The sequence below is a fragment of the Hyphomonas sp. UBA4505 genome, assembly GCF_002388685.1.
In the GTDB taxonomy this organism is placed as follows: domain Bacteria; phylum Pseudomonadota; class Alphaproteobacteria; order Caulobacterales; family Hyphomonadaceae; genus Hyphomonas.
In genome coordinates this window covers 57,031-80,361 of record NZ_DGMZ01000001.1, presented here as the reverse complement: position 1 = coordinate 80,361, position 23,331 = coordinate 57,031, and the positions used below count along the sequence as shown (strand labels likewise).

General features: G+C 58.5%; 18 protein-coding genes. 12 read left to right on the top strand and 6 right to left on the bottom strand.

What is annotated here, in order from left to right; all coding sequences use genetic code 11:
• The gene (locus B3527_RS00375; protein WP_290479417.1) at positions 1 to 1,347 is read left to right on the top strand and encodes an efflux transporter outer membrane subunit; all 1,347 of its coding nucleotides are present in this window, start codon (positions 1 to 3) and stop codon (positions 1,345 to 1,347) included.
• A gap of 5 nt (positions 1,348 to 1,352) precedes the next feature.
• On the opposite strand, the gene B3527_RS00370 is transcribed toward B3527_RS00375, so the two are convergent.
• A complete protein-coding gene (locus tag B3527_RS00370; RefSeq protein ID WP_290479418.1) occupies positions 1,353 to 2,138 on the bottom strand; it encodes an enoyl-CoA hydratase/isomerase family protein in 786 nt (261 codons plus the stop codon).
• Positions 2,139 to 2,269: 131 nt separating this feature from the next.
• On the opposite strand from B3527_RS00370, the gene B3527_RS00365 reads away from it, so the two are divergent.
• Positions 2,270 to 2,746 (top strand): MarR family winged helix-turn-helix transcriptional regulator, encoded by a 477-nt coding sequence (locus B3527_RS00365; protein WP_034811382.1) that lies wholly within the window; start codon positions 2,270 to 2,272, stop codon positions 2,744 to 2,746.
• Here B3527_RS00365 and proB read toward each other — a convergent pair whose 3' ends face one another.
• Positions 2,747 to 3,910, bottom strand: coding sequence for a glutamate 5-kinase (proB, locus tag B3527_RS00360; RefSeq protein ID WP_290479419.1), 1,164 nt, complete (start codon positions 3,908 to 3,910; stop codon positions 2,747 to 2,749).
• Between the two features lie 245 nt (positions 3,911 to 4,155).
• On the opposite strand from proB, the gene proC reads away from it, so the two are divergent.
• The 4 genes from proC to B3527_RS00340 all read left to right on the top strand — a co-directional run bounded on the left by proC (position 4,156) and on the right by B3527_RS00340 (position 10,157).
• Positions 4,156 to 4,935 (top strand): pyrroline-5-carboxylate reductase, encoded by a 780-nt coding sequence (proC, locus tag B3527_RS00355; RefSeq protein WP_290479420.1) that lies wholly within the window; start codon positions 4,156 to 4,158, stop codon positions 4,933 to 4,935.
• 40 nt (positions 4,936 to 4,975) lie between these two features.
• A complete protein-coding gene (locus B3527_RS00350) occupies positions 4,976 to 6,229 on the top strand; it encodes a glutamate-5-semialdehyde dehydrogenase (RefSeq protein ID WP_349677871.1) in 1,254 nt (417 codons plus the stop codon).
• A gap of 67 nt (positions 6,230 to 6,296) precedes the next feature.
• A complete protein-coding gene (gene putP, locus B3527_RS00345) occupies positions 6,297 to 7,859 on the top strand; it encodes a sodium/proline symporter PutP (RefSeq protein WP_034811400.1) in 1,563 nt (520 codons plus the stop codon).
• Between the two features lie 144 nt (positions 7,860 to 8,003).
• Positions 8,004 to 10,157, top strand: coding sequence for an alpha-glucuronidase family glycosyl hydrolase (locus B3527_RS00340; protein WP_349677872.1), 2,154 nt, complete (start codon positions 8,004 to 8,006; stop codon positions 10,155 to 10,157).
• Position 10,158: 1 nt separating this feature from the next.
• Here B3527_RS00340 and B3527_RS00335 read toward each other — a convergent pair whose 3' ends face one another.
• Positions 10,159 to 11,052 (bottom strand): LysR family transcriptional regulator, encoded by an 894-nt coding sequence (locus B3527_RS00335; protein ID WP_290479423.1) that lies wholly within the window; start codon positions 11,050 to 11,052, stop codon positions 10,159 to 10,161.
• 101 nt (positions 11,053 to 11,153) lie between these two features.
• On the opposite strand from B3527_RS00335, the gene B3527_RS00330 reads away from it, so the two are divergent.
• From B3527_RS00330 to mdoH, 6 genes are all read left to right on the top strand, one after another.
• Positions 11,154 to 12,650, top strand: coding sequence for a CoA-acylating methylmalonate-semialdehyde dehydrogenase (locus tag B3527_RS00330; RefSeq protein WP_290479424.1), 1,497 nt, complete (start codon positions 11,154 to 11,156; stop codon positions 12,648 to 12,650).
• 4 nt (positions 12,651 to 12,654) lie between these two features.
• The gene (locus B3527_RS00325) at positions 12,655 to 12,906 is read left to right on the top strand and encodes a hypothetical protein (protein WP_290479425.1); all 252 of its coding nucleotides are present in this window, start codon (positions 12,655 to 12,657) and stop codon (positions 12,904 to 12,906) included.
• The gene (locus B3527_RS00320; protein WP_290479464.1) at positions 12,906 to 13,682 is read left to right on the top strand and encodes an enoyl-CoA hydratase-related protein; all 777 of its coding nucleotides are present in this window, start codon (positions 12,906 to 12,908) and stop codon (positions 13,680 to 13,682) included. The genes B3527_RS00325 and B3527_RS00320 overlap by 1 nt, the downstream gene beginning before the upstream one ends.
• A gap of 59 nt (positions 13,683 to 13,741) precedes the next feature.
• Positions 13,742 to 14,635 (top strand): 3-hydroxyisobutyrate dehydrogenase, encoded by an 894-nt coding sequence (gene mmsB, locus B3527_RS00315; protein WP_290479426.1) that lies wholly within the window; start codon positions 13,742 to 13,744, stop codon positions 14,633 to 14,635.
• A 263-nt stretch (positions 14,636 to 14,898) separates the two neighbouring features.
• Positions 14,899 to 16,500: a glucan biosynthesis protein gene (locus tag B3527_RS00310; protein WP_290479427.1), complete on the top strand. Its 1,602-nt coding sequence runs from the start codon at positions 14,899 to 14,901 to the stop codon at positions 16,498 to 16,500.
• Entirely contained in the window at positions 16,497 to 18,689 is a 2,193-nt protein-coding gene (gene mdoH, locus B3527_RS00305) for a glucans biosynthesis glucosyltransferase MdoH (RefSeq protein ID WP_290479428.1), read from the top strand. The genes B3527_RS00310 and mdoH overlap by 4 nt, the downstream gene beginning before the upstream one ends.
• A 19-nt stretch (positions 18,690 to 18,708) precedes the next feature.
• Here the strand turns inward: mdoH and B3527_RS00300 are convergent, their stop codons facing one another.
• The 3 genes from B3527_RS00300 to B3527_RS00290 all read right to left on the bottom strand — a co-directional run bounded on the left by B3527_RS00300 (position 18,709) and on the right by B3527_RS00290 (position 23,263).
• Positions 18,709 to 19,572: an alpha/beta fold hydrolase gene (locus B3527_RS00300; RefSeq protein WP_290479429.1), complete on the bottom strand. Its 864-nt coding sequence runs from the start codon at positions 19,570 to 19,572 to the stop codon at positions 18,709 to 18,711.
• An 8-nt stretch (positions 19,573 to 19,580) separates the two neighbouring features.
• A complete protein-coding gene (locus tag B3527_RS00295) occupies positions 19,581 to 20,876 on the bottom strand; it encodes a spinster family MFS transporter (protein ID WP_290479430.1) in 1,296 nt (431 codons plus the stop codon).
• A 104-nt stretch (positions 20,877 to 20,980) separates the two neighbouring features.
• Positions 20,981 to 23,263 carry a TonB-dependent receptor gene (locus B3527_RS00290; RefSeq protein WP_290479431.1) on the bottom strand — a complete coding sequence of 761 codons (2,283 nt, stop codon included), beginning with the start codon at positions 23,261 to 23,263 and terminating at the stop codon, positions 20,981 to 20,983.
• Between the last annotated feature and the right edge of the window lie 68 nt (positions 23,264 to 23,331).

The window sequence follows — 23,331 nt, the reverse complement described above, 5'->3', positions numbered from 1 at the left end:
ATGACCAGAATTCCTCTTCTTCCTCTCAGTCTGCTTGTCGTCCTTGCAGGATGTACCGCAACGCAATCGTCCGATACGCCTTTGTCCTCGGTTGAGCTTCCGGCGTCCTATGAAACCTCAATGCAAGCGGAAACAGAATTGCCGGCCACAGGGCTCTGGTGGTCAACCTTCGGCGATGAATCCTTGAACGCATTGGTCAGCACCGCACTCACGCGGAACAAGTCGCTTGAAGCTGGACTTGCCAATGTTACCTCCGCACGCGCTGCGTTGCGTGTTGCCGATTCCAGCGCCTTGCCATCTGTTTCAGCAGGGGCGTCAGTTTCCACCGACAGTGATTCCGACTTCAGTGATTTTTCTCGCAGTGCCCGCCTGTCGGCTAGCTATCAGCTGGATCTGTTTGGCAGTGTTGCAGCGTCACGTGATGCGGCAGGGGCCAATCTCGAATCGGCTGAGTTCGCGCAAAGAGCGCTTGAGCTGAGTGTTACATCTGATCTGGCAGCGAACTATTTTGACCTTCAGGTCGCGCGTAAGCAGTTTGAAGTCGCGCAAGACAATCTGGAAATTGCCGAGCGTATCTTTGAAATCGTGCGGGTAAGGTACGATGCGGGCGAGATTTCCGGATTTGATTTTGCCAGCCAGGAAGCTGCATTGGCCAATTCGCGTGCGCAACTCCCGCAGATCGAGCAGCAGATACTCTCTCTGCGGACGGCGATTGCGATCCTTATAGGGCAGGTGCCGCAAAATTTCGAAGTGCCGGACGTAGACCTTTACGAGACTGGCTTGCCAGTACCGGAAGCAGGCCTACCATCTCAGCTTCTGGTGCGGCGCCCGGACTTGTTGCAGGCCGAGGCTGATTTGCGGGCGGCGCAGGCCAATGTTCAGATTGCGAGAGCAGCCATGCTGCCAAGTGTCGATCTTGGCGCGGGTGTGACGACACTCCTGACCTCTATGTCTGATCCGACCGCCAGTCTTTCGGCGTCACTTGCGCAGACTGTGTTTTCTGGGGGAGCGCTGGAGGCTCAGCTCGACAGTGCCAAAGCGCGAAGGGAGGCATTGCTGTCGAATTATGAGCAGGCCATTCTCAGCGCGTTACGCGATGTTGATGTTGCGCTGTCTGCCATCAATACCAGCGCCCAACGTGAAGAACAGCTCCAGATTGCACTCGTTGCCAGTCGCCGCGCACTGGATTCCGCTGAACTGCGATATCGTGTCGGCACGGACGATTTGACGAGTCTCTTGTCTGCACAACAGAACTATTATTCTGCAACGCAAAGTGCCCTCGAGGCGCGTCGGGACCGGTTGGCTGCGGCCATTGATCTCTACGTCGCAGTGGGAGGCGGGTTCTAACCCCGTCAGCGCCAGCTGAATTTGGCCGGGCGCTTTGCGAGGAAGGCCCTGTAACCTTCCTGGAAGTCCTCATTCTCGAAGCTTTCCAGGAACAGGGCTTTCGCTTCAGGACTATCGTCTCGCCAGCCCATCTTGATCGCATCGAAGGTGCGCTTCATCGCGCTATGTGACCAGAGTGAATTGGCTGAAACCAGACGCGCCGTTTCTCGCGCCAATTCCAAGGCTGATTCGGACTCTGCCATATGTGTAACCAGACCGATACGATAGGCCTCGTCGCAATCAAATAAACGACCTGTCAGCAAGATGTCCTTGGCGGCAGGAATACCAACGGTTTCTATCAAGCGCCGTGTATCGTTCACTGGATACACAAGCCCCAGCTTCGCCGGAGGCACACCGAACCTGGCTTCGGGGCTGGCGATGCGAATGTCTGCCGTCAGAGCAAGTGCGACGCCGCCACCCACGCAAGCGCCGGTGATCGCAGCGATGATCGGCTTCGGGCATTGGGCGAGACATGTAACCGCATCGGAAATCAGGTTTGCCGAATGCTCTGCGCTTTCGGGCGTGGCATAGATCGTTTCGAACTCCGAAATATCTGCGCCCGCCGCGAATGCGCCTGCTGTTCCGCCATGAATGATGACGCATTTCACTTCGGGATCTGCCTCCAGCTGCTTCACCATACCGGGGATTGCTGCCCACATATCACTCGACAGAGCGTTGCGGCGTTCGGGCTTGTTCAGGATCAGTTCGCCAATCCCATTACTGACCTCGATGCGGATGCGTTGGGAAGTCATGCTCTAATCCTTCAGATAAGTCTTGTTGCACAATTTCTGTATGCGAGCGTTGGCTGTTCGGCCACCCCGAGCCGGCCTTCTGAACAGTTGTGGGAATTGACGCAGCGCCGAGTGTCTCTTTAGGTGCGGGCATGGCCCACCGCAAAGACCTCCTGACCGCAATTCGACAGATTACGCGTGCGATCGATCTGAATTCCAAGCAATTGGCGAAAACGACCGGCCTCACGGCGCCACAACTCATTGTATTGCAGACCTTGTCCGGTGCCGGATCGGTCAAGCCATCGGAGATCGCCCGCGAAGTGCATTTGTCCCAAGCGACGATCACTTCCATCGTGGATCGATTGGAGGCGGCGGGCCTCGTCGAGCGGCAGAAGAACGAAACCGACCGCCGCGCCGTAGATGTCTCGATTACGGAGACTGGTCGCAGAAGCCTCGAAGATGCGCCGGAAGCGCTTCAGGAAGGGTTCCTGAAGCGTTTTGACTCTCTGGAGTTGTGGGAGCAGAGTCTGCTCATCTCATCGGTGCAGCGGCTGGCTGCCATGATGAATGCGGGAAGCCTTGATGCGGCGCCAATCCTGGAGGTTGGAGATTTGCAGAAAGAGGGCTGATCAGCTCTCGGAGACTTCCACCATTGTTTCCTCTTCCGGTTTGTCCCAGAGGAGGTGGCGATCTTCCAGGACAATCAGATTTTCGCGACTGATGACCGTGCCACCAGTTTGGTAGCCGAGCAGTTCTTTCGGTGAAATTTCCGGATGACGCGCGAGTACCATGGTTTCTTCTGACGAGAAGTTGGTCATGCCGCGCGCGATCTCCGCGCCGCTTTCGTCATAAACGTGAATCACGTCACCCTTGAGGTACTGACCCTGAATTGACTTGATGTCTTCATGCAGGACATGTTCTGGGCTATCGGCCAGCGTGTTTGCCAACTCGTCACGGATCACGATACTGCCGGCAATCTGAAGGCGATCAGTCAGCCACGTCGCCCAAGCTGAAGCTGGCTTGGTGTGCGCGATGCATTTGGTGTGCGGTCGTTCATTATAGAGAACTGAAGACACGGGCGCGTCATGTTCCCCATTCGCGATGAGGGTCGTGCATCCGGCATTCTGCGCCATGTTTGCGGCCTGCATCTTGGTGAGCATGCCGCCGCTACCGAGACTGCTGGTGCCTTCCGTAACCGCGATATACTCGCTGACATCATGGACTTCTTCGACCAGTTGGGCGCCTGGCTCTTCAGGGTTCTTGTCGTAGAGGCCATCGATGCAGGTGAGGATCACCAGATGGTCCGCCTGGATCATCTGGGCGACTTTTGCGGCGAGGCGGTCATTGTCGCCCACACGGATTTCTTCGGTCGTGATCGAGTCATTTTCGTTCACGATTGGCAGAATATCGCCCTGCAACAGGCGGTGAACAGTGTTCTTGGTGTTCAAGAAACGCTTGCGCTCTTCCATGTCCTGAAGGGTAACGAGCACCTGTGCGATATCGAATCCAAACTCATGGGCAACTTGTTTGTAGGCGTTCAGCAGCAGGGGCATGCCACACGCAGCAGCGGCCTGTTTGTCGCGCAGCCCGGCGGTTTCCGGCTTCTCGTTCAACATGTTCAAACCGAGCGCCACGGCACCTGACGAACACAGGACAACTTCGTAGCCGTCATTCCGTAATTTGGTGATGTCTTCCAATAGCCGTTGCATGAATGCCCAGCGCGGTGTGAGAAGGTCTGGATTGGCAAGTAGGCTCGATCCGATTTTCACGACGATGCGTTTCTTGGAAGGCAAATTAGGCTCCGGTGGTTGCTTAGGGGCGGACATAAGAAGGTTTGGGTTACGATGCAAATAATTAGCTTACAAAATACCTTCAGACTTTCTTCAAGGTCTCAATACCTAGTCTGAAAAGTCACGAATCAGGGAAATTCGACTATTTTGCGGCATCCGCCGAAAGCTTGAGTTTCTGTAATAGATGGTTTGAATTCTAAACAAATATCATTATCTCGCGGGTCAGGTGAGCAAAGGACTAGTATAGCATGAAGGTACTTCTCGTTGGATGCGGAAAGATGGGCGGCGCGCTTCTGACGCAGTGGATGCGCGCGGTGGAGGATGAATTCACCATTGTCGATCCTTTCTTGGACCAACCTGTGGAAGGTGCCCGTCTATTCAAGGATATCAACGCCCTTGGAGACGAGAAGTTTGATCTGTTGATCGTCGCGATCAAGCCGCAAATGGTTGATGAGATACTGCCGGCCTATAAGGACGTGCTCAATCCGGATGGGGCCGTTGCGTCGATCGCTGCGGGGTGTTCGGTGCAGCGCCTGCAGACTGCGCTGCCGGGCTATCCGGTTATACGGATCATGCCGAACCTTCCATCTGCCATCGGGGCGGGCGTTGCGGGCCTTTACGCCAGCAGCGCGGCAAGTGCCGACCAAAGGGATACTGTCGAAACCCTCATGCAGGCTGCCGGGACGGCTGTCTGGGTAGATGATGAAGACCAGATTGACCGGGTAACCGCCGTCGCTGGCAGCGGTCCGGGATATGTCTTCGAGATCGCCCGCGCCTATATCGAGGCGGCCAAGGAACTAGGCTTCAGTGACGAACAGGCCAGCGATCTTGTGCTCGGCACGCTGGATGGCTCGATCCGCATGATCCTTGAAACCGGCGACAATCCGGAAAATCTCCGCAATTCCGTCACCAGCAAGAATGGCACGACCGAAGCGGGCCTGAAGGCCCTGAATGGAGACGGAAAGTTGTCAGATCTCCTGAAAGCCACCACCGAGTCGGCCTACAAGCGCGCAATCGAGCTGCGCTAGGCACCTGAACAAGAACCATGAAGGACGAAACGTGACCACATTGGATTCCCGTTTGAACGCATATATTTCCGGTCTGGGCCAGAATGCCCGCGACGCTGCAAAGGCATTGCTGACGGCGACGACCGAGCAGAAAAATGACGCTCTCCGCGCATCCGCCAAGGCATTGCGTGAGGCAAAAGCGGACCTTCTTGCCGCCAATAAGGAAGATGTCGACAGTGTCGGCGACAGCCGACCGGACTCCTTCATCGACCGACTGCGTCTTACCGACGAACGGGTCGAGGCGATGGCAAGCGCCCTGGAACAGATTGCGGAGTTGCCGGACCCGGTCGGGCGGTTGCTCTCGACCACTGAGCGCCCCAACGGCCTGACCATTGAACGCGTGGCCGTGCCAATTGGCGTGATCGGGATGATCTACGAATCTCGTCCAAACGTCGGCGCCGATGCCAGTGCGCTGTGCCTGAAATCCGGCAATGCCGTGATCCTGCGCGGCGGCTCGGAAAGCGAGAATTCAACGCGCGAGATTGTAGCCTGCATGCAGGCTGGGCTCGAAGCTGCTGGCCTGCCGAAAGGCGCCGTTCAGACGGTTGAGACCACCGACCGGAATGCCGTAACCGCGCTGCTGCATGCTGTCGACTATGTAGATCTCGTCATTCCGCGCGGCGGCCGCGGTCTGGTGGAGCTGGTGCGTGACGAAGCCAAGGTGCCGACACTGCTCCATCTTGATGGCAACTGCCACAGCTACATCCATGCCGATGCGGATATCGAGAAGTCCCTCGACGTTGTTCGCAATGCCAAGCTGCGCCGCACCGGCGTCTGCGGTGCGACAGAGAGCATTGTGGTGGATCGGGCGATCGCCGAAATCGTCATTCCGCGCTTGGTCAAAATCATGGAAGGCTGCGAATTGCGCGGGGATACTGAGGCACGTCGTATTGCGCCCGATCTTGTCGAAGCGACCGACGAAGATTGGTCGACCGAATATCTCGACCCGATTGCATCGGTGAAGATCGTCGGTGGACTTCAGGAAGCGATCAACTTTGTGAGCGAGCACTCCTCCGGTCACACGGATGCCATCCTGACCGAAAATGCCGATGCAGCCCGCCGTTTCATGACCTCCATCGACAGCGCCGTCGTAATGCACAATGCTTCAACCCAATTCTCCGATGGCGGGGAGTTTGGCATGGGTGCCGAGATTGGCATTGCGACGGGCAAGATGCACGCGCGTGGGCCGGTGGGGTTGGAGCAACTGACCAGTTTCAAATATCTGGTACATGGCAACGGCCAGACCCGGCCTTGATCTAAATGATACGCGCGGCCACGGGGGGCGCGCTTTTCCGTAATTTTACGAGGACAGCGAGAAATATATGACAATCAGCGTTCCCGAATTGATATCGCTTGGGACGTATTTCGTCCTGATGATGGCCATCGGACTTTATGCCTACAAAACGTCTACCAGCGACGTGTCCGAATACATGCTTGGCGGCCGCAATCTGCACCCAGCTGTCGGTGCCTTGTCTGCCGGGGCCTCTGATATGAGTGGCTGGATGTTGATGGGGTTGCCCGGTGCGATCTATGTGAGCGGCTTTTCTGCAGCCTGGATTGCCGTTGGTTTGGTAATCGGGGCGTATCTCAACTATCGATTTGTCGCGCCACGCTTGCGTATCTATACAGAAATGGCGGATGACTCGATTACCATTCCCGACTTCTTCGAGAAGCGCTTTCACGATTCCTCGCACGCCTTGCGCACCATCTCTGCGCTGGTGATCATTGTTTTCTTCACCGTCTATACTTCTTCCGGCATCGTCGCGGGCGGCAAGCTCTTTGAATCCGCCTTTGGCCTGAACTACCAGCTCGGCTTGTTTGTCACCGCTGGCGTCGTGCTTGCCTATACGGTCGTTGGGGGCTTTCTGGCGGTCAGCCTGACGGACTTCGTGCAAGGCTGCATCATGTTCATCGCGCTCATCCTCGTGCCCGTTATCGCATACTTCGTGATTGGTGGGTGGAGCGGCATGGAAAGTGCGATCACAAGCGCGCCTTCGTATGTGGATGCTGACAGTGGAGCTGTTGGTCCGGCGCGTAGTCAGTTTTTCGACATGTGGCCCGAGAGTATGACCGTAGTGGGCCTCGTCTCCCTCCTCGCTTGGGGGCTTGGCTATTTCGGTCAGCCGCACATCATTGTGCGCTTCATGGCCATCCGGTCACTCAAGGACATCAAGACCGCTCGCATTATCGGCATGAGTTGGATGCTCGTTACGGTCATCGGAGCCGTCTTTGTCGGCGCCGTGGGCGTCGCTTATGTCCAGCAACATGACCTCGGCGCGCAGCTGACCGACTCTGAAGCCATCTTCATCCTGCTTTCGCAAATCATCTTCCATCCGCTCGTCGCCGGCTTCCTGCTCGCGGCGATCCTCGCGGCGATCATGAGCACGATCTCTTCGCAGCTGCTCGTGTCTTCCAGCTCGATCACCGAAGATGTCTACAAGACCTTCTTCCGGCGCGAGGCTTCGCAGTCGGAGCTGGTGATGATCGGCCGGATTGCGACGGTTGTGGTCAGCCTCGTGGCCATCGCGCTCGCCTTCGATCCCAACAGCAACATTCTTGATCTTGTATCAAATGCGTGGGCCGGGTTCGGTTCGGCCTTTGGCCCGATCATTTTGCTTAGCCTGTTCTGGCGCCATCTGACGCGTGATGGGGCGCTGGCTGGTATGATTGTTGGCGCGGTTACGGTTCTGGTCTGGCTCTACGTACCGCTCCTGCCAGCTGAGGGCGGTGCGGTGCCGCTCGAAACTCTTGTCTATGCCATGATCCCCGGCTTCCTGCTGTCAGGCCTCGCGGCCTATCTTGTCAGTGTGATTGGCCGCTCGGTGAAGCCGAAAGTGGCCGCCGGGTTTGATGACATGAGCGAGGTGATGAACGACGCCCCCTGATCTGGTGCCGCTCCTCTGACAAAGAGGGGCGGTGACACACCCTGCCTGTCGCGTTAAGTAATGATAACGCAAACATTTGGGGGGGGTGGAGGTCGCACGGCTGTCGCTTCCCGATACATAAACGGGTCAAGGGTTGTGAAGAATTTGCTGAAGCGCGTCGCTAGTTTGTTCATTTCGATTTCAATTGGTTTCGGCGTGTTGCCGGCTGTTGCAGAGGATGGCTACGAACTCTGGCTTCGGTACGAACAGCTTGAGGCCAGACCCGCCGACGCGCCGCGCCATGTGATGGCCGCCTGCGCTGAGCCGTCGGAGACGCTTCAGGCCGCGCTTGCGGAAATCGAGCGGGCCACGGAGTCCCTGCTGGGAAATTCCCTCCAATCCACGGACAGGCTGCGTAGCCGGACACTCGTGCTCGCCAGTGCGGACTGCGCCGACGCGATTGATGAGGCGGACCTGCCAACCACTGAAGCCGTTGGAGCCGAGGGCTTCGCCCTGCGAGCAACGAAACTGAACGGGAAGCGCGTAACGCTGATCGCTGCACAATCCGACCTTGGCGTCCTCTATGGCACGTTCGACTATCTCCAGCGCATGTCGCGCGGGGAGGCGCTCACGGATCTCGACGTCATTTCACGTCCCAAGACCAAGCTGCGCCTGCTCAATCATTGGGACAATCTGGATCGCCATGTCGAGCGCGGCTATGCGGGTCAGTCGATCTGGGACTGGCACCGCCTGCCAGACTATCTCGATCCGAAGTATACCGACTATGCCCGCGCGAATGCGTCCATCGGCATCAATGGGGTGTCGCTGACCAATGTGAACGCTGATGCGACCGTGCTGACCGCGCCATACCTAGAGAAGGTCGCAGCCCTCGCAGATATTTTCCGGCCCTATGGGATCAGGATCTATCTGACCGCGCGCTTCTCTGCGCCGATGGAATTGGGCGGGCTCGACACAGCCGATCCACGCGACGCCGAGGTGCAGGCCTGGTGGCAGGCTAAGGTGGACGAGATATATGCCCATGTGCCGGATTTCGGCGGCTTCCTCGTGAAAGCGAACTCCGAAGGCCAGCCCGGCCCACAGGATTATGAGCGCAGCCATGCCGAAGGCGCGAACATGCTGGCCACCGCGCTTGCCCCGCATGAAGGCATCGTGATGTGGCGCGCCTTCGTCTATTCGGCCGAAGAACCCGAAGACCGCGTGAAGCAGGCCTATACCGAATTCGTGCCTCTGGATGGTCAGTTTGCAGACAATGTGCTGGTGCAGGTCAAGAACGGCCCGCTGGATTTCCAGCCGCGCGAGCCCTTCCATCCGCTGTTCGGCGCGATGCCGGAAACGCCGTTGATGATGGAACTCCAGATCACCAAGGAGTATCTCGGCTTCTCGACCCATCTCGCCTATTTGGGCACGCTCTGGGAAGAGGTGTTGTCGGCCGATACGCACGCCGAGGGTGAGGGCACAAGCGTTGCCTCCGTGATCGATGGCGTCGCGCAAGAGTACGAGCTTACCGGCATGGCCGGTGTTGCCAATATCGGCAGTGATCGGAACTGGTCAGGCTCAGTCTTCGATCAGGCGAACTGGTACGCTTTCGGGCGGCTTGCCTGGGATCCTGACGCCTCCTCTGAGGCCATCGCGCGCGATTGGGTGGAACAGACTCTCAGCCGCGCGCCAGAAGTCGCCGACGAAATTACCGGCATGATGATGGGCTCACGCGAGGCGGTCGTGAACTATATGACGCCGCTTGGTCTCACCCATCTCATGGGAACCGGACACCATTATGGCCCCGCGCCTTGGGTCGATGATCTCGGACGGGCAGACTGGACCCCATATTATTATCACAAGGCCACAAAGGATGCGGTCGGCTTTGACCGGACCGAAACAGGCTCTGGCGCAGTCGATCAGTATGCCGGGCCGGTGGCGCAGGAATGGGCGAGTCTCGACACGGTGCCGGATGAATTGCTGCTCTGGTTCCATCGCGTGCCGTGGGACTACCAGCTTTCGAACGGCCAGACGCTCTGGCAGGAACTCGTGAACCGCTATGACCGAGGTGTCAGCGCGGTGGGGGTGATGCAGGCGCAGTGGGCGAGCCTGGAGAACGAGATCGATGTCGAGCGTTTCGCGCAGGTGTCGGCTTTCCTCGGAATCCAGCATCAGGAAGCTATCTGGTGGCGTGACGCCTCCATCGCCTACTGGCAGAGCGTGAACGGCCTGCCATTGCCTGAGGGTGCTGAGCCGCCCGCGCATGATCTCGACCATTACAAGAGCCTGTCTTTCCCGAATGCGCCGGGGCAGGGTGAATAGGTTAGCTGGTGCCGGTGAGCCGCTCGGTTGAGGCGGCGAACAGATCATCCAGAAAACGGCTGACGGCGCGCACGCGGGTTGTTCCGTGTACGTCCTCATGGACGGCAAGCCAGAAGGCGCGGTCGATACGGACTTCCTCTGGCAACACATGGACGAGGTTCGGGTCGCCAGCCGCGATGAAGTGGGGCAGCACGGCAATCCCGGCGCCTTCGCGGGCCATCTGCCATTGCGCCACGATGGACGGGCTGCAGAAGCGCGGCGTCAGGCCGGGGGCGATGTCTTCGTGATAGCGCAGCTGGGTTGAGTAAATGAGGTCGTCGACATAGCCGATGAGATCATGCTCGCTGAGGTCGCTGACGTGTTCGACCGGGCGCGTGCGGGCGAGGTAATCCGGGTGGGCGTACATCTGCAGCACATAGTCAGACATCTTGCGCACCTTCACGCGGCCTGTCTTTGGCCGTGTCAGCATGATCGACATGTCGGCTTCGCGCTTTGGCACGCTGACAAAGCCGGAGACGGCAATGATGTCGAGCCCGATATTCGGGTTCTGCGCGGCGAAGTCGGCCATGGCGGGCGCAATCAGGAGACTGCCGAGCCCTTCGGTCACGCCGAGCCGGACACGTCCTGCGGCGAGCGGGCCGTCATTGTCTGACAGCGCGGCGATCTCTGACGCCGTATGCTCCAGCCCCTCTACCTTGTCGGCCACGGTCTGGCCAACCGGCGTCAGGACATGGCCCTTGGGTGTCCGCTCGAACAGTTCGAGCCCCAACTCGGTCTCCAGCCGTCTCAGGCGACGACTGATCGTTGTCGGGTCAAGCCCTGTGCGCGTGGCCACATCGGCGAGACGCGGATGGCGGCTCACATCGAGCAGGAGGCGGAGATCGTCCCAGTTCATTACTTGTTGCCTGCGATTTTGCAGCTCGTAGCTGCGATATTGTCCATTTACCGGAATTTATACGCGCGCTACGGTCCCGTCAAAATCTAAGGGAGTTTCTCATGCGCGAAGTGCACCACTTCATTGGCGGAAAGTCTGTCACCGGTACGTCCAGCCGGTTCGGCGACATCTACAATCCCAACACCGGTGAGGTTCAGGCCCGCGTCGCGCTGGCGACCAGTAATGAAGTTTCACAGGCCATCATGAATGCGTCAGAGGCGTTCCCGGCCTGGTCCATGATGAACCCCCAGCGCCGCGCGCGAGTGATGTTCGAATTCAAGCGCCTGCTGGAAGCCAATATTGATGAGCTGGCTGAGTTGTTGTCGGCCGAGCATGGCAAAGTGGTCGCGGATTCGCGCGGTGATGTTCAGCGCGGCATCGACGTGGTCGAGTTCGCTTGCGGTATCCCTCATTTGCAGAAGGGCGAGTACACTGAAGGCGCAGGCCCCGGCATTGATGTCTACTCCATGCGTCAGCCTCTGGGCGTCGTGGCCGGTATCACGCCGTTCAATTTTCCCGCCATGATCCCGTGCTGGATGGCGGCTGTGGCCATTGCTTGCGGTAACACTTTCATCCTCAAGCCGTCGGAGAAAGACCCGTCGGTGCCGTTGCGCCTGGGCGAATTGCTGCTCGAGGCCGGCGCACCGGAAGGCGTGCTGAACGTGGTCAATGGCGACAAGGTGGCTGTTGATGCCATCCTGACGCATCCGGACGTCAAGGCCGTCAGCTTCGTCGGGTCCTCCGACATCGCACAATATGTCTATTCCACTGGCACAGCACACGGCAAACGCGTGCAGGCCATGGGCGGGGCAAAGAACCACGGCATCATCATGCCCGACTGCAACATGGAGCAGGCGGTAAAGGACATTGTCGGCGCGGCCTACGGCTCGGCGGGCGAACGCTGCATGGCGCTGCCGGTGGCCGTCACCGTCGGCAAGAAGACCGGCGACGAGTTCGTGGAGCGCATGGTGGACGCCGCGCGCAACCTGAAAGTCGGCATCTCGACCGATGCGGATGCGCATTATGGCCCGGTGGTCTCGGCCGCTCACAAGGCCAAGGTCGAAAGCTACATCCAGATGGGTGTCGATGAGGGCGCAGACCTTGTGCTCGACGGTCGCGGCCTGAAGTTGCAGGGCAATGAGAACGGATATTTTATTGGCCCGAACCTGTTCGACAATGTGAAGCCTACGATGCAATCCTACAAGGAAGAGATTTTTGGTCCGGTGTTGCAGGTTGTGCGCGCTGAGACGCTGGAAGAGGCCGCCGCGCTGCCGAGCAATCACCAATACGGAAACGGTGTTGCGATCTTTACCTCAAATGGCCGCGCCGCGCGCGAGTTTGCCGCGCGGGTCACTGTCGGCATGGTAGGTGTGAACGTGCCGATCCCGGTGCCGGTGAGCTATCACACTTTCGGGGGCTGGAAGCGGTCGGCCTTTGGCGATACCAATCAGCATGGCCCGGAGGGCGTGCGCTTCTGGACAAAGATCAAGACGGTCACCCAGCGCTGGCCCGAAGGCGACATTGGCGACCAGGCGTTTATCATTCCGACGATGGGATAGAGATTTGAAGAAAGCCGCCTCGCTAGTTTTCCGATTAGGTATCATCGCGGCAGTCGCTGGCTTTGCCGTGTTTGTGCTGGGATGGATGGAACGCGATAGTTGCGCGGATGGTGGTGGCATATGGCTGAAGGCATCCAAGGAATGTGTTTGTACCTATTCCCAGCGCGGTGTGTATGCCGATACGCCGACACCGGAACAGATGGCGCACCGAATGGAATGCGAGCTGAAACCCACTGCTTCTGATTGGATTGAATGATGAGCACTTACGACACGATCACTTTTGAACACTCGAACCGCATCGCGCTGGTCACGATCAACCGGCCGGACAGCCTGAATGCGCTGAACCAACAGGTCATGGCAGAAGTTGCCGACGTCTTTGCGCGCATTGACCGCGACAAGGACATTGCCGTCAGCGTGCTGACCGGCGAGGGCCGCGCCTTTGCTGCCGGTGCCGACATCAAGGAAATGCAGCCGCAAAGTTTTTCCGACATGTATGTCGAGGACTTCTTCGGCCTCTGGGATCGTTTCGCAGCATGCCGCAAGCCGGTGATTGCGGCGGTGAATGGTTTCGCGCTCGGCGGCGGTTGTGAGCTGGCCATGATGTGCGACATGATCATCGCGTCCGAAAAGGCGAAGTTCGGCCAGCCGGAAATCAAGCTGGGCGTCACGCCCGGCATGGGCGGCTCCATTCGCCTGACCAAGGCCGTCGGCAAAGCCAAAGCCTTGGACATGGTGCTCACCGGCCGCATGATTGACGCCGCAGAGGCAGACCGGATCGGGCTCGTCTCCCGCGTTGTGGAGCATGACGCGCTGATGGACACGGCCATGGGCGCGGCGAAAGAAATCGCCGGCTATTCCATCCCGTCCATCATGGCCGCCAAGGAAATGGTTGGCCGCGCGCTGGAAGTCTCGACCGCAGAAGGCGTGAAGTTTGAGCGCCGCCTGTTCCAGGGCCTGTTTGGAACCGCAGACCAGAAGGAAGGCATGGCCGCCTTCACAGAGAAACGCGCGCCGGACTTCAAGGACAAATAGGCCTGCACCGGAGTGCATAAACACCGCGCCGCAAGAGCGCGGGGACAAGGGAGTATCGCATGACGAAGATCGCATTTATCGGGCTCGGAAACATGGGCTCGGGCATGTGTGCCAATCTCTGCAAGGCGGGCCATGAGGTCCGTGCCTTCGACCTCAATGCCGAGGTGGTGAAGGCCGCTGAAGGCCATGGGGCAATTGCTGCGGCCACAATTGCGGATGCGGTGAAGGACTCCGAAATTGTGGTCACCATGCTACCAGCCGGCAAGCATGTCCTGTCGGTCTATTTCGGCGAAGATGGCGTGGCGTCTCATACGGCCACGGGTACGTTGTTCCTCGATTGCTCCACCATCGCCGTTGAGGATGCCCGCGAAGCGGCGTCCAAGGCCGAAGCGGCAGGCTTCCTGATGGCGGATGCACCCGTGTCCGGCGGGACGGCTGCGGCAGATGCCGGTACGCTGACTTTCATGGTGGGCGGCCCCGATGAAGCCTATGCCAAGGCCAAGCCGATCCTCGACGTAATGGGCAAGAATATCTTCCATGCCGGCGGCAGCGGGAACGGCCAGGCGGCCAAGATCGCCAACAATATGCTGCTCGGCATCTCAATGATAGGCACATGTGAAGCGTTCAATCTCGCGGAAAAGCTGGGTCTCGACGCGCAGACCTTCTTTGATATCTCCTCCACAGCCTCCGGCCAGTGCTGGAGCATGACGAGCTATTGCCCGGCGCCGGGGCCGGTGCCCACCTCGCCCGCAAACCGGGACTATCAGCCCGGTTTTGCGGTCGCGATGATGTTAAAAGATCTTCATCTGGCGGCGTCTGCAGCAAGGGCCGCAGGGGCAGAGGTGACGCTGGGTGAAATGGCGGAAAAAATCTATCAGGATCTGGACACTAGAGGGCATGGCGGGCTCGATTTTTCAGGTGTCATGAAGGATCTCCAGCAACGACTAGACTAGACTCAATTGGCTAAGTTGAGCCGCCCACGATCCGACCAATCCCGGATCGGGCGGCCCATTTTGCAACCATTCGCAGGCTCGCTCATTCATTCGTCTCGGAATGTATTGCGCTGCAGCATTCATGATGGGGATCATGGGGGCGCGAGCTGGCGAATAGGTGAGACTTGAGCAGGCAATTTTTGTTTCGGCCGAAATATATTCGTGTGTTCACACTCGCGATGCTTCTCGTTGCGTGTTCTCCCGCCGATGATACATCAGCTCCGATGGCTATAGATGAGGCGTCGATCCTCCCGTCAGAATCAGAGCCATCCGAGCAGGTGCCGCCAGCCAAGAGCCAGCCAGCACCTTCATCTATCTACAACTTGGAACGCGTCCAGCCCGAGCCGGCATCTGTGCCGGTGCGGCCTCAGCCCGAAGATATGGCGGAAGCCAGTACCGTTGCTGCATTTGGCTTGCCTGAGATACGTCAGAAGGCCCGGCGGCTGGCCGCAGAGCCATATGAGCCATCTCGACCCCTTCCGGATGATGCGAAGCGTTTGAACTATGATCAGTACCGACGCATCCTTCCGGTTGCTGGCGACATGGGGTGGTCCGACCCTGCGACAGGATCGCGTGTCTTGTTCGATCCTCGTGGTTACCTGTTTGATCAAGAGGTCCGCATTAACATTATCGACGGGGATACAGTCACGCCCCACACTTATTCTGCCGACGCATTTGATTTCAAGGATTTGCCCCTTTCCGAGGAGACGCGGGAAACACTCGGCTTCGCAGGTTTGCGATTGCTGGCGCCCATTAACAAGGCCGGGAAGTTCGATGAAGTGCTCAGCTTCAAGGGCGCTAGTTTCTTCCGGGCATTGGGAGCGGGCAGCGTGTACGGCGCATCGGCGCGGGGGCTGGGTATTGGAACCGCATCTGCGGATGGGGAGGAATTTCCTGCGTTTCGCGAATTCTGGGTTGTCCGTCCAGACCCTGCGTCTCAGGGCGTCAGCATTTATGCGCTCATGGACAGCCCGAGCGTAACGGGCGCGTTTGCCTTTGAGGTTTCGGCGGGTCCGCGCACCCAAGTCGAAGTGGAGGCGACTTTTTTCCCCCGAAAGGAAATCGATGGTGTCGGCCTGTCACCACTCACCTCCATGTATTATTTTTCGCCACATGACGTGATCAAGCAGGGCGATGATTTTCGCCCAGCCGTGCACGACTCCGAGGGGTTGGCGATCCAGATGTCGAACGGCGAATGGGTTTGGCGTCCTCTCCAGAACCCTACCGATCTGGAAGTATCGGTGCTGGCAGGAACACAGCCGATGGGCTTTGGCCTGCTGCAGCGGCATCGGAAATTTGATGACTATTCGGATGTTGAGGCCGCATATCATCAGCGTCCGGACGTCTGGGTGGAGCCACATGGAGACTGGGGCGAAGGTCAGTTGATGCTCGTCGAGATTCCTACGGTGAACGAGTACAATGACAATATCGCCGTATTCTGGCGCCCGGCATCCGGTTGGCGAGCCGGTGGCACACATTCGATTTCCTATACGATGAACTGGGGACACAGGCCGGGTGCCCTGGCCGAAGTCATGTCCGTGTCGGACACGCGTGCTGGCCGTAAGCCAGGCGGCAAGGCGCGCATGTTCGTGCTCGACTACGAGGATGTCCCGGAAGGGTTCTTCGAGAATGCCGAACTGGAGATCAGCACATCAGCAGGAAAGATCCTCAATCCGGTGATGCGGCGCCACCCTTCCAGTGACAATTACCGGATGAGTTTCGAGCTCGATCCCGAAGGCGCGGACATGGCGGAACTGCGTGCGGTTGTGATGCGGGGCAGTCGCCCGCTGACGGAGACGTGGCTTTATCGGTGGAGCACAAAATGACGGACCTTCGCCCGCGCCCGACGGAATTTCCGCTTACCATGCCCAACCAGCCCTTGCAGTCCCGGATTGCCAGGGTGCGGGCTGGCACCACGTCTCATGTCTGGCGGAAGCTGTTCGTGCTGGGGGCTTCAGTTCTTCTGACCCTTTGGACCACGCGGGAGATGTACGAGGTTCTGGCAGTGTCGGGAATGACATTGCTGGAATGGGTTCTGCTGTTTGTGTTCGCAATCAATATCAGCTGGATTTGCTTTGCCTTCGTGAACGCAACCATTGGCTTTGCCTGTGCCGTGACGCCGAGGCATGCGGCGCGCTCGGCTGACCCCGTCTGTATCCGAAACGTGCGCACCGTCCTTACGTTTCCAATCTACAATGAGGCGGTTGAAGATGTCTTCGCAACTGTGTCCGCTACGGCGCGGATGCTCGAAGATGCGCCGGGTATCTATGAGTGTTTCATCCTGAGCGACACGACTGATCCCGAAATAGCGCTTGCGGAAGAGGTGGCGTATACAGAATTGTCAAAAACGGTCAGGGGTAATGTTCCTGTTCGCTATCGTCGGCGCACCATCAATCACCATCGCAAATCCGGTAACATTCGCGATTTCGTTATGCGGTGGGGTGGGCGCTACGACCATATGATCGTTTTCGACGCTGACAGCTATATGGAGCGTGACACGATTGTACATCTTGTGGAGGAGATGGAGCGCGCGCCTCATACTGCGCTGATCCAGACCATCCCTCAGCTTGTCGGTGGGCGCACCCTGCTGGCACGTTGTCAGCAATTTGCGTCTGCGCTCTACGGTCCGATCCTTGGGGGTGGGATGGCCTGGTGGGCGCAGAATGAAGGCAATTTTTGGGGGCACAACGCCATCATCAGAATCTCAGCTCTGGCCGAGGCTGCTGGACTGCCGGAGATGCCCGGCAAAGCGCCGTTTGGCGGCTCGATCCTGAGCCATGACTTCGTCGAGGCCGCCTTCTTGCGCCGCGCTGGTTGGAATGTGGAAATTCGCCCCGAAATCGGCGGATCCTATGAGCAGGGGCCGCCCACTATTATTGAACTGGTCAAGCGCGACCGACGTTGGTGCCAAGGCAATATGCAGCACATGGCAGTTCTCTTGAAAACAGGCGGGCTCAGCTGGACCAATCGCTTCCACCTCATCACTGGCATCTTTTCCTACCTTGCCTCACCGCTCTGGCTGGTCTTCATCACACTTGGCATGCTGTTGTCGCTCCAGAACAGCTTCATGCAACCCGCGTATTTTGGGGATGAGGCATCGCTCTTTCCAACCTGGCCAGTGATCGACTCTGAGCGTGCCCTGACCCTCTTCTTCGTCACAATGGGACTGTTGTTTGCCCCCAAGATGTATGGGTTGGTCTACGGACTGGTGTCGCGCGAGTGGCGTCAGTCCGTGGGCGTTGGCAAGACGATTCTCGGCGCTCTGACGGAGACAGCATTGTCGGTCCTGATCGCCCCGATCCTCATGGCGACGCAAACGGGCGCAGTTATCAATGTCTTCCGGGGCAAGGATAGCGGATGGTCGCCGCAGGAACGCGCGCAGGGCGGGTACAGCTTCCTTGCGACGCTGCGCCATAATATTCCAGCCACGCTGCTGGGTGCGGCGCTGATGATGGCGGCTACCGCAATCTCACCCGTCTACGCGGCTTGGCTGGCTCCGGCAACGGTCGGCATGGTCCTTGCGGCTCCATTATCTTATTGGACCGCGAAAGAGTCGGCAGGGCAGCGGGCACGTCAGGCAGGTCTGCTGGTCAGTCCTGTCGAGGTCCGTTTACCGGATAGCGTCGGCCAGTCCTGGGCGGAAGTGCAGGCTTTTTCAACGCTACCAAAGACCGATATGATTTCCCTGTTGCGTGATCGCGTCAGCCAGCGGAAGCGGCGAACGCTGATTGATCCATATTGGCCCCTGCAGCGACATGAGGTTCACGAACCATTGGCGCTCGCTCGTGCGCGTGTAACGCGCGTGCTGACGCTTGAAGAATACATCAAGGCCATATCCAAAGCTGAATTGATGGCTATCCTGAATTCCTCACAGGATCTTGAAAGCATCAGTTTCAGGTTCGCCGTTGCCGGGCGGGTCGCAGGGGATGTCTCTGCTTATGAAAGACTGATGTCCAGCGAGCGAGCAGGCGGGCGTACGACAACCTCCAGCGGAGGACAGCGAAGTGGCACCTGACTTCTCTATTTTGGAAGTGTCATTTAAGCGCTGTTGAGATGAACTTCCTGATCGCATGTAGCGATTCCAGCTCATTGAGGAACGGCGTATGGCCGCGCCTCGGCACAGTCAGCAATCGGCTGCCCTTATGCCGTTTCAGCATGCGGTTCGCGGTTTTTTCTGTGAGGATATCCGAGGTTTCACCGCGAACAATCAGTAGCGGGATGGCCTTGAGCGCCGAGTAGATACGCCACATCGCGAAGTTGACGCGCCAGCTCGGCTTCGTACTGCCCATGCCCCGCACAATTACCGGATCATAGTCGAATATAATCTTTCCATCATCGCGTACCGTGCAAGTTCGCTTGGCAAATTCGAGCCAGTCGTCTGCGTTATAGTCCGGGTAGACGCTCGCCTGTGTTCGGCCAATTGCTGTAGCGGCATCGTCCAGATTGTCGAATGTTTCATCCCCGCCAGCATAGCCGGCGATGCGTTTGAGGCCCGCGGGATTTACTTCGGGCCCGACATCATTGATCACGATGCTCTTGATTTTATCCGGGAAAGCCTTGGCCATCAGCATTGCCATCAGCCCTCCCATCGATGTGCCGACCAGGATCAGATTGTCCAGTTTCAGGTGGTCAATCAGTGTGGCCATGTCTTGCACATAAACGGGCGGCGCATAGGTCTCGCCACTCGGATCGCGATCCGACCGGCCGCGGCCGCGCACATCGACCGAGATGTACCGAGCGGGTAATTCTAAACCGCGTATCATTGGCTCGAAATCCTTATGGTTTCGGGTCAGGCCATGCATGCACAACACTGTGATGTCGCTGTCATGTGGGCCGTATTCGGCGGCGTAAAGTTTCAGTCCGTCATGCGCGGTGTAGAAGATATCCCGTTTTTCCATGGCGGGGCTCAGACCAGCTTGGCCGCGCGGGCAGCGTCGCGGGCATAATAGCGTCCCGACAGGACCAGGAAGAGGATGCTCGCAGCGTTCAGCAGGAGGATGATTTCCAGCGCCGATTTCAGCGGGGTCGTCGAACCTGCATCAGAGAACTGAACACTTAGCCAGCCAGCAAAGGTCGGGCCGCCGCCAATGCCAATCAGGGTCAGACAGAGCAGCATGAAGGCAGATGCGAAGGAGCGCATGCGCAAACCCACCAATTCTTGAGAGGCTGTATAGGCAACGCTGGCATAGATCAGGCCGACAAAGCTCGGCACCACGTTCCACGCATAGGCAAGACCGATGCTGTCTGCCTGAAGGAACAGCCACGCGAATGGCAGGGCAAGCGCGCCACAGGCTGCAATTGTCCACGGGCGCCAGGCCAGGTTCTTCGAAGACATGCGGTCACAGATCTTGCCGACGACGACTGCGCCGACCCCGCCGACGCCACCAATCAACAGGCCGAGTGGAATGGAGACATCCCCAGGGCCGACATCGAAGGTGCGCTGGAGGTGGCTGGACGTGAAGACAAGGAAGGCGTTTGCCGAGACACAGATGAGGCAACAGCCCAACAACAACAACAAGAATGACGTTTGGCCTGAAATGAATTTCAGGGTTTCGCCAATCGATGGCGCTTCGCCATCATCGACGCGTTGTTCAATGGCACCGCGTTTCGGCTCTTTCAGTGTGAAGCGAACCAGCAGGGCCAGGATGAGGCCGGGTATACCCGCGATAAAGAATGCCGCGCGCCAGCCGAACGCTTCATACACCAAACCGCCCAGTGCGAAACCGCCAAGGATGCCGAAGCCAATCCCCGTCGTGTAGATACCGAGCGCGGTGGCGCGTTCGTGAGGCGCGTAGAGATCAGAAATGATGGATGTGGCCGGCGGAGTACCGCCTGCTTCGCCCACACCAACACCCATGCGGGCGACCAGCAAGTGCCAGAAATTCTGAGCAAGGCCGGAGACCGCGGTCATGCCCGACCAGACGGCCAGTGAGAGAGAAATGATCGTGCGGCGATTGCCCCGGTCGGCCCACATTGCCATCGGAATGCCGAGCGTTGCGTAGAAAGCCGCGAAAGCGAGGCCTGTCAGCAAGCCGAGTTGAGCGTCGTCCAGTTTCAGGTCAGCCTTGATCGGCTCCAGCAGGATCACGAGGACCTGCCGGTCGATATGGTTGAATGTGTAGACCAGCGTAAGCAATGCCAGCACATAGGCGCGAGATGCATTACGGGACGTCGGAGAGGGTGGGGCCGCGAGATCGGTCATGGCTGTCCTTCAGGCTACGCCGAAGCGGTTACCGGTATCTGCAAGGTTTGGAAGGGACGGACCGGCGACCCACGGAGGTAAAGGTCGCCGGTCCGCTCAGTTGACTAGAAGTCGACCGAGATTGAGGCGGTAAGCGTGCGCGGCGGGCCGTAGAAGGCCGAATACGCACTGTCGAAGCCAAGCTGGCTCGGCGTCACGAAGTTGTAGGCTGCGACGCGGTATTCCTCGTCCGTGAGGTTCCGGCCGTGGATACCGAAGCGCAGGCGCTCGGACGGCGATGTCCAGACGAAGCTGAGGTCCAGCAACGTATAGGAGTCCGGATCCAGCGCCGGACCCCCATTCGGGAACAGCACGTTCGTGCCCGGAGCGAAGCCTGGGTTCTCCACGTTGAAGAGATAATAGGCATCGCGATAGGAAGCCGATCCTGTGATCGAGATCGCACCGAATTCAGATCCGAAGTCGCGCATGTAATTCAGCGAGAGCTGGCCCTGCAGTTCCGGTGTATTCTGCGTCACGAACTGGTCGGCGATATTGGTGCCAGCGGACAGGATTTCCTGAATTTCGGCGTCGATATAGCCGAGGTTCCCCATCAGGGTGAACTCGTCATTGATGAACCAGCTGCCCTCAAGCTCGAGGCCGGTATATTCCGAGGAGCCCGCATTGAAGACCGACGACACAAACGTGTCGTTGACGCCGTCATTGTCGGAATCCGCGCCGCTCTGAACCGTGATCTGCTGGTCGGTATATTCAGCAAAGAAGACGGCTGTGTTCAGCAAAAGGCGATCATCGAAGAAGCTGCCTTTGATGCCGAGTTCATAGCTGTCGACCTTCTCCGGTCCGAAGCCTTCCTGTGAAAGTCCCAGCGTATCGAGGTCAGCACGGGCCCGCGGGTCGAAGCCGCCTGCCTTGAAGCCCTGAGCGTAGGTTGCGTAGATGTTCAGGTCGTCCGTTGGCTTGTAGGAAACCGAAATGCGCGGAGTGAACTCCTCGTCTTCCCGGTTCAGGCCTTCATAGCCGGTCTGGGTGACGAAGAAGATCGAGCTGGTATTGGTCGGGTCGAACGAGCCGGAGCCCATGCCGAGCCACAGCTCACGCGTCACGTCTGCAGTGGTTTCATCCTTGGTGAAGCGACCACCGAGGGACACGCTCCACTGGTCAGTCACATCATAGGTGAAATCGCCGTAGACGGAGAAGTTTTCCTTGTCCTGCTTGCCAGCCTGATAGACCGTCAGGCCCAGCGCGCTGAGCAACAGGTCGAATGCGCCGTCGGCACTGCCATCAAGATAGTAGATGCCAGCAACGCCAGACAGGCGGTCGCCATTGTACAGCATCTGGAATTCCTGGCTGAACTGGTCGTCATTATAGTAAGCTGGGACATCGAAATCCTGACCGGGCAGGGCGTCGAAGTCGATCGGCGTAACTGTTGCGCCTTCACGATAGGCCGTGATCGATTTTAGCGTGATCTCGTTATTGACGTCCCACTCGCCGGTGAGGGAGTAGCCTTCGGTTTCGACAGAGTTGTCATCACCGATACCGGCGCGGGTGTCATAAACATTATCCGTGACCGGCAGGGTGCCGTCGCCACTCGGGATCAGGCGATGGCCATGCTTGGCGTTGGAGTCGTCTTCAGATTTATCATAGGCAAAGCGGAAGAACAGCGAGTCGGTCGGTGCCCATTCGGCGCTTACGCGATAGGCGAGGACGTCTTTGTCGTAATGGTCTGCGCCGGTGAAGAGGTTCTCCCCGTAACCGTCGCGTTGGTAGTTGGCGATCGCGCCGCCGACCTTGAATGTGTCGCTGAGCGGTACCGAACCGGATACGATCGTGTCGAGCTGGCTGTAGGAGCCGACATTGACCTTGGCTTTCAGGTCCGGCTCGTCGTCCATCTTGGCGGTGACGTATTTAATCGCGCCGCCAATCGTGTTGCGGCCATAGAGCGTGCCTTGCGGTCCGCGCAGGACTTCGATCCGTTCGATGTCGAAAATGTCCAGGATCGCGCCTTGTGGGCGTGCAATATATACATCATCAACGTAGAGACCGACGCCGGGCTCGAAGCCCCAGAGCGGGTCCTGCTGGCCGACGCCGCGAATGAACGCGATCAGGGTGGAGTTGGAGCCGCGTGCCACTTCGATCGTTGCGTTCGGGGTCGAACGTTGGATGGACGTGATATCGACCGCGCCGGTGGCTTCCAGCTGGTCAGCGCTGAACGCAGAAACGGACAGCGGTACATCGATCAGGTCTTCTTCGCGGCGTTGGGCGGTAACCGTCACCCGGCCTAGCGTGCGGGCCTCTTCCGGGGCCTCATCATCCGCATCCTGCGCATGCGCAGTGTACTGGCCCGCGGTCAGCGCCAGCGCCGACACGAGACCAAATCTCAGCGTATTCATTTTGTGATTTCCCAATTTTTCCTCCCGAGGATTCTTTGTATTTGACGGGATTTATCCAGAACATGCGC